Raw genomic sequence first — 10,829 nt, forward strand, 5'->3', positions numbered from 1 at the left:
CGGGAATCCAGGGTTCAGCTTGCGCGACCGGCATCCAGCGGGATCCGGTGGACGCGTTTCTATTCCCTCACTGCCGCGATGCGCTGCACCAGGGCCGGCTTCGGCGACGACACTTCCACATCCTCATAGGCGATAACGCGGAAGCGGCCGCGCACGGCGTCCAGCAATTCGCCGGGGCGGAGCAGAAAGTCTGGGTTGCTGGGCTTGCCGAAGCGTTCGTTGCCGAGGGCGAAGGTCTCGTAGATCAGCGCGCCGCCGGGGGCAGTGGCGGCCACGAGGTCGGGCAGCAGCGGGCGCCAGAGATAGTTGGTCACGACGATCCCGGCGAAATGCTCGCCGCGATAGGGCCAGGGGGAGCCGTCCTCCAGGTCGAGCGCCACGATCTCGGCCTGCGGATCGGTCGCGAGGTCGGCCAGGCCGGTTATATCGCGGTCGAGGGCGACGACCGGATGGCCGAGCGCGCGGAACAGCCGGGCGTGCCGGCCGCCGCCGGCCGCGACATCCAGCACCGTGCCGCCGGCGGGCACCAGCGCGGCGAAGCGGCGGACCCAGGCGGAAGCTTCCGATGTCGTCGCATGCGCCATTTGGCTTGCCTCTCCCGGCCTACTTGTTTCAGATGCGTGACGAAACAAAATCTAAGACAGAACAGTCAACAACCCTGACCCGTCAGTACGCTCATGATCCGTTATCAGCTCCAGTGCGACAAGGCACACGGCTTCGAATCCTGGTTCCGCGATAGCGCCGCCTACGACACGCTGGCGGCCGCCGGCGAGGTCGCGTGCCCGGTCTGCGGCAGCGCCAAGGTGGAAAAACAGCTCATGGCCCCGTCTATCGGCAAGGGGGGCGAGGGCGCGGAGCAGACCGACAAGGCCATGGCCCTGGCCGGCGAGCAGCTGAAGGCGCTGCGCGAGCTGCGCCGGCAGATCGAGAGCAACGCCGATTATGTCGGCCCCAGCTTCGCCGAGGTGGCGCGCAAGATCCATTATGGCGAGATCGACCAGCGCAACATCTATGGCGAAACCAGCCCGGACGACGCCAAGGCGCTGCGCGACGAAGGCATCGATTTCGCCACCGTGCCCTGGGTGCCGGCGGCCGAGAATTAAGCGTCCAGCTGTTTGGGGGCTGTCACCGCCGGGTCCAGCGCCTGGGCCGCGAAATCCGCCCGCATCTCGATCTTCTGGGTGATGTTCACGACAATTCCCGCCGGGTCGTGCAGCGTGAAATGACGCTCGCCCCAGGGCTCGTCGCGCAGCGTCTCGATGAAACCCAGGCCGGCCGCCTGGAGGCGGGCAAACTCCGCCGCCGCATCCTCGACATCGAGATTGAAGATCAGGCCGGCGCCGTCCGTGGCGGCGCGATAGGCGGGGTGCTGCTCCGCCAGGCCGGGCAGCATGAAGCCCAGCTCCACCGTGCGCGGCTCGCCGCCGCCATGCAGATGCACGTACCAGTCATTCTCGAACACGGTGCGGAACCCCAGATGCCGCACATAGAAATCGCGGGCCGCCGCCATGGCGGGCGTGACGATAACGGGGGTGAGCAGGGCGATGCGCATGGGCATTCTCCTCGGTCGTCAGGGGCGGTCGGCGGCCACCAGCAGAAAGGCCGGGCGTTCGCGTTCCTTCGCCCAGTCCGGGTGCTTGGATATCTGGGCGGCGTCCGGTCCCCATTCCTCCAGCCAGCGGGGCGCGAAGCCGGCCTCGATCAGCAGGCGGAGATAGGCGCCGATGGTGCGGTGCTGCTTCACCACGCCCTCGGCCAGCCAGTCGGTGATGCGCGGCCCTTCCGACAGGTAGGAATCGAGCGGCCAGACCGGCGTGCCGGCGGCGCTCTCGCTCCAGCCGGGTTTGGACGGCGCGGTGAAGATCGGGTGTTCGACGGAAAACACGATCCGCCCGCCCGGCGTCAGCGCCGCATGGATGGTTTTCAGCAGCCCGCCCAGATTTTCCAGGTAATGGAAGGCCAGGGAGCTGTAAGCGAGGTCGATGCTGCCCGGCGCGATCTCGAAGCGCTCCAGGTCGGCCTGTGCGTAGGTGACCGCCAGCTCCGCCGTCTCGCGGCGGGCGCGGTCCAGCATGCGGTCGGAGACGTCGACGCCGCGCACCCAGGCGGCCCCCTGCTGTGCCGCCCAGCGGCAGAACCAGCCGAAGCCGCAGCCCAGATCGAGCACCCGCAGCCCCGTCATGTCGGGCAGCTGTGCCCGCAGGGCGGGCCATTCGGGCGCTGCCTCCAGCCCGTGCACCGAGCGCGGAAGCTGGCTGTAGCCGGCGAAGAAACCGGGATCGTCGTATATGTTCTGGGTCATGGCCGGGCGGCGAAGGCCATGTAGTTGACCTCCAGCTTCGGGCCGGCGGAAAACCGGTCGGTAAGGGGGCTGTATTCGATGCCTGTGAGATCGACCAGCTCAAGTCCCTGGCGGCGCAGCAGGGCAGCCAATTCCGAAGGACGGATAAATTTCTTCCAATTATGCGTGCCGCGCGGCAGCCAGCGCAGCACATATTCCGCCCCGACGATGGCCATGAGGTAGGATTTCGGCGTGCGGTTCAGCGTCGACAGCGCCATCGCCCCGCCCGGCCGGGTCAGATCGCGGCAGGCCGCCAGGAAGGCGGAAACGTCGGAGACATGCTCCAGCACCTCCATCGAGATCACCGCGTCGAAGGTTTCGCCGGCGGCCACCAGCGTCTCGGCGGCGACGGCGCGGTAGTCGATGGCGAGGCCGGCTTCCTCGGCATGCGCCTTGGCGGCGGCAATGCCCTCGGCCGCCGCGTCGATGCCGGTGACGGTGGCGCCCATGCGGGTCAGCGGCTCGCACAGCAGCCCGCCGCCGCAGCCGATATCGATCAGCCGCAGGCCGGCAAGCGGCTTCGGCGCCTGGGCGTCCAGCCAGAAATGCGCGCACAGCCGGTCGCGGATATAGCGCAGCCGCACCGGGTTCAGCCGGTGCAGCGGGCGGAACGCCCCGTCCGGGTCCCACCAGGCGTCGGCGATGGCGGCGAACTGGGCGATCTCCTGCGGATCGACGGTGGTGTTCATCGCGGCTGGCCTATCGTGAAAAAAGGTTAAGGAGGGCCGGTCCGGCGGCCTTGCCCCATACACAACCATCAGAGTATGTATTGGCCCGGCTTGCGCCCGGCAACCCGTCTTTCGCGGTTAGGCCGGCGCGGTGACTTGGCCGAAGGGGCTGTGATGGCGCGTATCGTAATGAAGTTCGGCGGCACGTCCGTCGCCGACATGACCCGGATCAAGGCGGTGGCCGCGCGCGTGAAGCGCGAGGTGGATGCCGGCCACGAGGTGGCGGTGGTGGTCTCCGCCATGTCGGGCGAGACCAACAAGCTGGTCGGCTATGCCCGCGAGGCGTCGGCGCTGCATGACGCGCGCGAATATGACACGGTGGTCGCCGCCGGCGAGCAGGTGACCGCCGGGCTGACCGCGCTGGCCTTGCAGGCGATCGGCGTGAATGCGCGCTCCTGGCTCGGCTGGCAGATCCCGCTGCGCACCGATGGCGTGCACGGCAAGGCGCGCATTCTGGGCATCGACACCGACGATCTGACCAAGCGGATGAAGGACGGCCAGTTCCCGGTTCTCGCCGGTTTCCAGGGGCTGGGGCCGGATAATCGCATCACCACGCTGGGGCGCGGCGGGTCGGACACGTCGGCCGTGGCGCTGGCCGCCGCCCTGCATGCCGACCGCTGCGACATCTTCACCGATGTGGACGGGGTCTACACTTCCGATCCGCGCATCGTGACGAAGGCGCGCAAGCTGGATAAGATCACGTACGAAGAGATGCTGGAGATGGCGTCGCTCGGGGCGAAGGTCTTGCAGACCCGCTCGGTCGAGCTGGCGATGAATCACGGGGTGCGGGTTCAGGTTCTGTCCAGTTTCGTGGACGCGCCGGGCACCATGGTAGTCGACGAGGAAGAGATCGTGGAACAGCAAGTCGTCAGCGGCATCGCCTATTCGAAGGACGAGGCGAAGATCACCCTGGTGAAGGTGGCCGACCGGCCGGGCATCGCGGCCGGCATCTTCGGGCCGCTGGCCGACGCGGCGATCAATGTCGACATGATCGTGCAGAACGTGTCGGAGGACGGCAAGTCGACCGACCTTACCTTCACCGTCGCCAAGGCCGATCTGGACCGCACCGTGCAGGTGCTGGAATCGCGCAAGGCGGAGCTGGACTACAAGGCGATCACGCCAGACCCCAACGTGGTGAAGGTGTCGGTCATTGGGGTCGGCATGCGCAGCCATGCCGGCGTCGCCCAGACCATGTTCAAGACGCTGGCCGAGCGCGGCATCAACATCCAGGTCATCTCCACCTCGGAGATCAAGATCAGCGTGCTGGTCAACGAGGAATATACCGAGCTCGCCCTGCGCGCGCTGCACACCGCCTACGGGCTGGACGCCGCCTGACCATGCGCCACGCCGCCGCCCTCGCGACGACAGGGGCTGCCAGTCGGCAGGCCCGTCGTCGTGCCGGCCTGGCGGCGATGGCGCGATGGCAGTTTATCATCCTCAAGCCGAGCCGGCTCGGGACCCTGCGCTGATGTCAGCCGCAACCTTCCGTCCCCAGCCGCGTCAGATGTTGAAGCGGCTGCGCGATGTCATGGCCGGACCGGGCAGCGCGCAGGAACGCCTTGACCAGGTGGTCAAGGTGATCGCCGCCGACATGGTGGCCGAGGTGTGCTCGGTCTATATCAAGCGCGCCGGCGAGATGCTGGAGTTGTTCGCCACCGAGGGGCTGAAATCCGAATCGGTGCACCAGACCCGCCTGCGCATCGGCGAGGGCCTGGTCGGCGATATCGGCGCCCATGCAAGGGCGCTGGCGCTGGCCGACGCCCAGGCGCATCCGCAATTCGCCTACCGCCCGGAGACGGGCGAGGAAGCCTATGCCTCGCTGATGGGGGTGCCGATCCTGCGCTCCGGCCGGGTGCTCGGCGTGCTGGTGGTGCAGAACAAGACCCGCCGCCAGTACAGCGAGGAGGAGATCGAGCATCTGGAGACCATCGCCATGGTGCTGGCGGAGCTGGTGGCGACCGGCGAGCTGATCAAGCCGACCGAGATGCTGTCCACCGAAGGCAACGCCATGCTGCCCTCGCGGCTGGAAGGGGTGCGCATCAATGGCGGGCTGGGCATCGGCCATGCCGTGCTGCATCAGCGCCAGGTCATCATCCGCCGCGTCGTGGCCGAGGATGCGGACGAGGAAATCCTGCGCTTCCGCGAGGCGCTGGCCGGCATGCAGTCAGCCATCGACCGGATGATCGACGCGGTCGACCGCGACGGGGCGGGCGAGCATCGCGACATTCTGGAAACCTACCGCATGTTCGCCGAGGATCGCGGCTGGATCGGCCGCATCGCCGAGGCGATCAAGACCGGCCTGACCGCCGAGGCGGCGGTCCAGAAGGTGCAGAACGACACCCGCGCCCGCATGGCCCAGGTGACCGACGCCTATCTGCGCGAGCGGCTGCTCGACCTGGACGATCTGGCCGCCCGCCTGTTGCAGCATCTGTCCGGCGATGTCGATTTGCTGGTCGATCTGCCGCCGGCCGACGCGGTGCTGATCGCGCGGTCCATGGGGCCGGCCGAATTGCTGGATTACGAGCGCGGCACGCTGCGCGCGCTGGTGCTGGAGGAAGGCTCGCCCACCTCGCATGTCGCCATCGTCGCCAAGGCGCTGGACATTCCGGTGGTCGGCCGCGTTTCCGGCATCCTGTCCAAGGTGGAGGCCGGCGACCAGGTCATCGTCGATGGCGATAACGGCATCGTCATGGTGCGGCCGGGCGACGATGTGATGGATCATTTCGCCACCGCCATGGTGGCCCGGCAGGAACGCCAGCAGGCTTTCGCGGCGCTGCGCCACCTGCCGGCGGAGACGCGGGACGGGAACCATGTCTCGCTGTTGCTGAATGCCGGCATGCTGGCGGACCTGACGCATGTGGAGGAGACCGGGGCGTCGGGCGTCGGGCTGTACCGCACCGAAATCCCGTTCATGATCCGCTCGGCCTATCCCGACTTGCCCAGCCAGATCGATATTTATCAGCGGGTCATCGACCGGCTTGGCGACCGGCCGGTGGTGTTCCGTACGCTGGATGTCGGCGGCGACAAGCGGCTGCCCTATTTCACCTACGATGATGACGAGAACCCGGCGATGGGCTGGCGGGCGATCCGCATTTCGCTCGACCGGCCGGCGATGCTGCGCCACCAGCTGCGCGCGATGATCCGCGCGGCGGCCGGGCGACCGCTCTCCATCATGTTCCCGATGGTCTCCGAAGTGGCGGAGCTGGACAGCGCCTTGGCCGTCCTGGCGATGGAGGTGGCGCGCGAATCCGCCCGTGGCGCCAGCCTGCCGTCGCCTTTGTCGGTCGGCGTCATGATCGAGGTGCCGGCCCTGTGCTGGCAAATCGACCAGGTTCTGGAGCGGGTCGATTTCTTGTCGGTCGGCAGCAATGATTTGATGCAGTTCTTGTTCGCCAGCGACCGCGGCAGTCCGTTATTGGCGGATCGTTACGATACGCTGGCGCCGGCCATGATGAAGCTGTTGCAGTTGCTGGTGCAAAAGGCGGACGCCGCCGGCAAGCCGATCACCGTGTGCGGTGAAATGGCCGGCCGGCCGCTGGAGGCGATGGCCTTGTTGGCGTTGGGATATCGCCGCCTATCGATGACCCCGGCCGCCATCGGACCGATAAAGACGATGGTGCGCAGCCTGGATGTCGCGGCGATCAGTCCCTATGTCTGTAGTCTCATCGAGTCGACGGACCACTCTTTGCGGCACAAATTGCGCTCGCTCGCCAAGGATCACGGTGTAATCGTCTGATCCTTCCGCGCCGCAGCATAGTATTTGCTAATGCTGTATCTATAGGGTAAGGTCCAGGTAATTGATTCTCCTGCTGATTCCGGCTTGGGGGAGCTGGCATCGCGGGCTACCGCAGCGATAGAGGGTGGCTGTGCTGAAAAGCAACAGGCGGTTGAAGGTATCGAATATTGAGGAAGTGTCGGGCGGTTTTGACACGCCGTCGCATGTCGGCGCAGTGCTGCAACGCGCGCGCCTGTCCGCCGGTTATGATCTGCGCGACGTAGCGCAGCATCTGCGGGTCCGCACCGCTTATCTGGAGGCTATCGAGGCGGGGCGCTATAACGATCTGCCGGGCCGCACCTACGCCATCGGCTTCGTGCGCGGCTACGCGGAGTTGATGCGCCTGGATTCGGCCGCCCTGGTCAACCAGTTCAAGGCCGAGACCGTCGGTCTGGCCGGCCGCACCGAACTGGTCTTCCCCTCGCCGCCGCCGGAAGGGCGCATTCCCGGCGGCGCCATCCTGTTCGTGTCGGTGCTGGTGGCGCTGATTGCCTATGGCGTGTGGTACTATAGTTCGGTCACTGAAAAGGGCATTGCCGAGCTGGTGCCCGCCGTGCCCGACAGGCTGGCGGCCCTGCTCGATAGCGACCGCCAGCCGGACGTGTCCGCGCGCGAAGCCGTCGCCGCCATCCCGCGCAGCGAGGAGCCGCCCTTGCCGGCGCCCGGAAGCGCCGGGGGCGGCACAGCTCCCGCCGCCGGCTCATCCGCCCCGTCCCCGTCCCCGTCCCCATCCTCCTCTATCCCGTCCTCCACGCCCCCGTCCACCTCGGCGGGGCTTCCGGCCGCTCCGGTCGAAACGCCGGCGCCGCAGGCGGGCGACAGCGTGGCATCTTCCGCCGCTGATTCGGCCGTTGCCGCCGGCAATGGCGAGGATGAGAGCACGCCCGAACCCTCCACCGCCTCCGGCCAGGCGGACCCGAACGCCTCGCTGACGCCGCGCGACCGCGCCGCCGAAACCGCTGAGGCGCCTCCGGCAACCCTCTCATCGGCAACACCCGCACCCATCAAGCCCGCGCCAACCACTATGGCCGCCGTGCCGCCGCCGGCGGCGCCCGACGCCGCCGGCCCGGCCGCCGGTGCCCGCATCGTGTTGCAGGCGCGCGACGAGGTCTGGGTGCAGATTCGCGATGGCGACAGCGCGATGATGACCCGCATTCTGCGCAAGGGCGACGCCTACCGCGTGCCCAATCGCGGCGGGCTGATGCTGCTGACCGGCAATGCCGGCGCGCTGGACATCGTGGTGGACGGCACGGTCACCCCGTCGCTCGGCCCCATTGGCGCCGTGCGCCGCGACATCCCGCTCGATGCCGAACGCCTGCTCTCCGGCGTCGCCGCCGCGCGGTAAGGCATTGCGAGGCCGCGACGGCAATCTGAATGCCGGTGCTTGATCCGGCGGGTCGCAGCGCGCACTTTAGGGGCGTCGTTCAACCATCCCCGTGCAGAATGGGAGAGGCGCGATGAGCGTTCGCCCCTATCGCGATATTCAGCGCCGCAAATCGCGGCTGGTCCATGTCGGCTCGGTCCCGGTCGGCGGCGATTCGCCGATCAGCGTGCAGACCATGACCAACACGCCGACGCCCGACGTCGCGGCGACCGTGGCGCAGATCCAGGCCGCCGCCGAGGCCGGCGCGGATATCGTGCGCGTCTCCTGCCCGGACGAGGATTCCACCGCCGCGCTGGGGGAGATTGTGCGCCAGTCGCCGGTGCCCATCGTCGCCGACATTCACTTCCACTATAAGCGCGCCATCGAGGCGGCGCAGGCAGGCGCTGCCTGCCTGCGCATCAATCCGGGCAATATCGGCTCCGCCGCGCGGGTGCGCGAGGTGGTGCAGGCGGCGAAGGATCATGGCTGCTCCATGCGTATCGGCGTGAATGCCGGCAGCCTGGAGAAGCACCTGCTGGAGAAATATGGCGAGCCCTGCCCCGAGGCGATGGTGGAAAGCGCGCTCGACCATGCCCGCATCCTGGAAGACAATGATTTCTTCGAATTCAAGATCAGCGTGAAGGCGTCCGACGTGTTCCTGGCCGTCGCCGCCTATCAGGGGCTGGCGGACGCCTGCGACTATCCGTTGCATCTGGGCATCACCGAGGCCGGCGGCCTGCGCGCCGGCACCATCAAATCCTCGATCGGCCTGGGCAGCCTGCTGTGGGCCGGCATCGGCGACACGATCCGCGTGTCGCTCTCGGCCGAGCCGGTGGAAGAGGTGAAGGTCGGCTACGACATCTTGAAGTCGCTGGGCCTGCGCCGTCGCGGCGTCACTGTTATTTCCTGCCCGTCCTGCTCGCGGCAGAATTTCCCGGTCATCAGGACCGTGGAGGTGCTGGAGGAGCGGCTGGCCCACATTACCACGCCGATGACCGTCTCGGTGATCGGCTGCGTGGTGAACGGGCCGGGCGAGGCGCGCGAGACCGATATCGGCTTCACCGGCGGCGGCAACAATACGCACATGGTCTATGTGAACGGCCTGCAGGATCATCGCCTGAAGGACCAGAACATCGTTGACCATCTCGTCCAGCTGATCGAGAAGAAGGCGGCGGAGATCGAGGCGGCGAACGACGCCGCCGCGCAGCCCTCCGCGGCCGAATAGATTTTCCCCGTTCCAGGAGACCGATAAGCGTGGCTTCCCTGCAGCCGGCCCGCGGCACCCACGATCTGTTGCCGGACGATTTCCGCCGGCATTCCCGCGTCATCGACATCGCCCGCGAGACCGCCGGCCTCTATGGCTTCGCGCAGATCGCCACGCCGATCTTCGAATTCACCGAGGTCTTCCAGCGCACGCTGGGCGACACTTCCGACATCGTCACGAAGGAGATGTACACCTTCATCGACAAGGGCGGGGAGCAGGTAACCCTGCGCCCGGAAGGGACCGCCGGCGTGGCCCGCGCGCTGATCTCCAACGGTCTGTCGCAGCATCTGCCGCTGAAATATTTCTACGCTGGCCCGATGTTCCGCTACGAGCGGCCGCAGAAGGGCCGGTTGCGCCAGTTCCACCAGATCGGTGTGGAGCTGCTGGGCGTGCCCGGGCCGCAGGCCGATATCGAGGTGCTGGCGACCGGCCAGCAGATATTGGAGGCGCTCGGCATCTGGCGGCATACCAGGCTGGAGCTGAACACGCTGGGCGACCCGGAAAGCCGCGACGCCTACCGCGCGGTGCTGGTCGAGTATTTCCAGGACCATCTCGACACGCTGTCGAAGGACAGCCAGGAGCGGCTGCACCGCAACCCGCTGCGCATCCTGGATTCCAAGGATGAGGGCGACCGCACGCTGGTCGCCGGCGCGCCCGCCTTCGGCGCTTACCTGAACCAGCATTCGCAGGATTTCTTCGGCCGGGTGACCGAGGGGCTGACCGCGCTGGGCATTCCCTACACGCATAATCCCCGGCTGGTGCGCGGGCTGGATTACTACACCCACACCGCCTTCGAGTTCGTCACCGAGGCGCTGGGCGCGCAGGGCACGGTGATGGCCGGCGGGCGCTATGACGGGCTGGTCGGCATGATGGGCGGGCCGGAGACGCCGGGCATCGGCTGGGCGGCGGGCATCGAGCGCCTGGCCATGCTGCTGACGGAAGTACCGCAAGCGCCGCGTCCGATCGCCGTGATCCCGGTGGGATCGGCGGAGGAAGCGGCGGCGATGCGGCTGGCCCAGCGCCTGCGCAAGGCCGGCTACCCGGTCGAGCTGGGCTATGGCGGCAATGTCGGCAAGCGCATGAAGCGGGCGAACAAGCTGAACGCCCGGGCCGCCCTGCTGCTCGGCGAGGCGGAGCTGGCGCGTGAGATCGCCACCGTGCGCGACCTCGATAGCGGCGAGCAGGTGGAAATCCCCTTGAGCCAGCTCGAGGATCGCCTGTCCATCTTCCGCTAGCCGCCGGCATGGGGCGCAGGCCCATAGGGTGCGTCTTTCTTGCAAGCGGCCACCCCCCACCCCAACCCTCCCCCGCAAGGGGGGAGGGAACGCGCCTATCTTCCTCCCCCTTGAGGGGGGAGG

10 protein-coding genes are annotated in these 10,829 nt (G+C 67.6%); 6 read left to right on the top strand and 4 right to left on the bottom strand.

Features of this window, described 5'->3' with window-relative positions; genetic code table 11:
• Positions 1-59: 59 nt before the first annotated feature.
• Complete coding sequence (locus tag AUP43_RS01500; RefSeq protein ID WP_067551649.1) at positions 60-584, bottom strand: class I SAM-dependent methyltransferase; 525 nt, start codon at positions 582-584, stop codon at positions 60-62.
• 93 nt (positions 585-677) lie between these two features.
• On the opposite strand from AUP43_RS01500, the gene AUP43_RS01505 reads away from it, so the two are divergent.
• Positions 678-1,103 carry a DUF1178 family protein gene (locus tag AUP43_RS01505; protein ID WP_067551654.1) on the top strand — a complete coding sequence of 142 codons (426 nt, stop codon included), beginning with the start codon at positions 678-680 and terminating at the stop codon, positions 1,101-1,103.
• On the opposite strand, the gene AUP43_RS01510 is transcribed toward AUP43_RS01505, so the two are convergent.
• Genes AUP43_RS01510 through ubiG form a run of 3 tightly spaced genes read right to left on the bottom strand, consistent with a single transcriptional unit; the run spans position 1,100 to position 3,030 of the window.
• Positions 1,100-1,552 (bottom strand): VOC family protein, encoded by a 453-nt coding sequence (locus tag AUP43_RS01510; RefSeq protein ID WP_067551657.1) that lies wholly within the window; start codon positions 1,550-1,552, stop codon positions 1,100-1,102. The two genes, AUP43_RS01505 and AUP43_RS01510, sit on opposite strands and share 4 nt — an antisense overlap.
• A gap of 18 nt (positions 1,553-1,570) precedes the next feature.
• Entirely contained in the window at positions 1,571-2,302 is a 732-nt protein-coding gene (locus AUP43_RS01515) for a class I SAM-dependent methyltransferase (RefSeq protein ID WP_067551660.1), read from the bottom strand.
• A complete protein-coding gene (ubiG, locus tag AUP43_RS01520) occupies positions 2,299-3,030 on the bottom strand; it encodes a bifunctional 2-polyprenyl-6-hydroxyphenol methylase/3-demethylubiquinol 3-O-methyltransferase UbiG (protein ID WP_067551664.1) in 732 nt (243 codons plus the stop codon). Before ubiG ends, AUP43_RS01515 begins: the two co-directional genes overlap by 4 nt.
• A 153-nt stretch (positions 3,031-3,183) precedes the next feature.
• Between ubiG and AUP43_RS01525 the strand changes: the two genes are divergently transcribed.
• From AUP43_RS01525 to hisS, 5 genes are all read left to right on the top strand, one after another.
• Positions 3,184-4,404, top strand: a complete 1,221-nt coding sequence (locus tag AUP43_RS01525) for an aspartate kinase (protein ID WP_067551667.1) — start codon at positions 3,184-3,186, stop codon at positions 4,402-4,404.
• Between the two features lie 133 nt (positions 4,405-4,537).
• Positions 4,538-6,805, top strand: a complete 2,268-nt coding sequence (gene ptsP, locus AUP43_RS01530) for a phosphoenolpyruvate--protein phosphotransferase (RefSeq protein WP_067551670.1) — start codon at positions 4,538-4,540, stop codon at positions 6,803-6,805.
• Positions 6,806-6,956: 151 nt separating this feature from the next.
• Positions 6,957-8,189 (top strand): helix-turn-helix domain-containing protein, encoded by a 1,233-nt coding sequence (locus AUP43_RS01535; RefSeq protein ID WP_198154785.1) that lies wholly within the window; start codon positions 6,957-6,959, stop codon positions 8,187-8,189.
• 112 nt (positions 8,190-8,301) lie between these two features.
• Positions 8,302-9,432, top strand: coding sequence for a flavodoxin-dependent (E)-4-hydroxy-3-methylbut-2-enyl-diphosphate synthase (gene ispG / locus AUP43_RS01540; RefSeq protein ID WP_067551675.1), 1,131 nt, complete (start codon positions 8,302-8,304; stop codon positions 9,430-9,432).
• A gap of 29 nt (positions 9,433-9,461) precedes the next feature.
• The gene (hisS, locus tag AUP43_RS01545) at positions 9,462-10,706 is read left to right on the top strand and encodes a histidine--tRNA ligase (protein ID WP_067551677.1); all 1,245 of its coding nucleotides are present in this window, start codon (positions 9,462-9,464) and stop codon (positions 10,704-10,706) included.
• The last annotated feature ends 123 nt before the right edge of the window (positions 10,707-10,829 follow it).

Origin of the sequence: Oceanibaculum pacificum, assembly GCF_001618175.1 — a bacterium.
GTDB classification, from domain to species: Bacteria; Pseudomonadota; Alphaproteobacteria; order Oceanibaculales; family Oceanibaculaceae; genus Oceanibaculum; species Oceanibaculum pacificum.

Excerpts from the sequence above, each read along its gene's own strand:
- ispG (WP_067551675.1), top strand. The coding sequence starts at position 8,302 with ATGAGCGTTCGCCCCTATCGCGATATTCAGCGCCGCAAATCGCGGCTG.
- ptsP (WP_067551670.1), top strand. The coding sequence starts at position 4,538 with ATGTCAGCCGCAACCTTCCGTCCCCAGCCGCGTCAGATGTTGAAGCGG.
- AUP43_RS01515 (WP_067551660.1), bottom strand. The coding sequence starts at position 2,302 with ATGACCCAGAACATATACGACGATCCCGGTTTCTTCGCCGGCTACAGC.
- AUP43_RS01525 (WP_067551667.1), top strand. The coding sequence starts at position 3,184 with ATGGCGCGTATCGTAATGAAGTTCGGCGGCACGTCCGTCGCCGACATG.
- ubiG (WP_067551664.1), bottom strand. The coding sequence starts at position 3,030 with ATGAACACCACCGTCGATCCGCAGGAGATCGCCCAGTTCGCCGCCATC.
- AUP43_RS01505 (WP_067551654.1), top strand. The coding sequence starts at position 678 with ATGATCCGTTATCAGCTCCAGTGCGACAAGGCACACGGCTTCGAATCC.
- AUP43_RS01500 (WP_067551649.1), bottom strand. The coding sequence starts at position 584 with ATGGCGCATGCGACGACATCGGAAGCTTCCGCCTGGGTCCGCCGCTTC.
- AUP43_RS01510 (WP_067551657.1), bottom strand. The coding sequence starts at position 1,552 with ATGCGCATCGCCCTGCTCACCCCCGTTATCGTCACGCCCGCCATGGCG.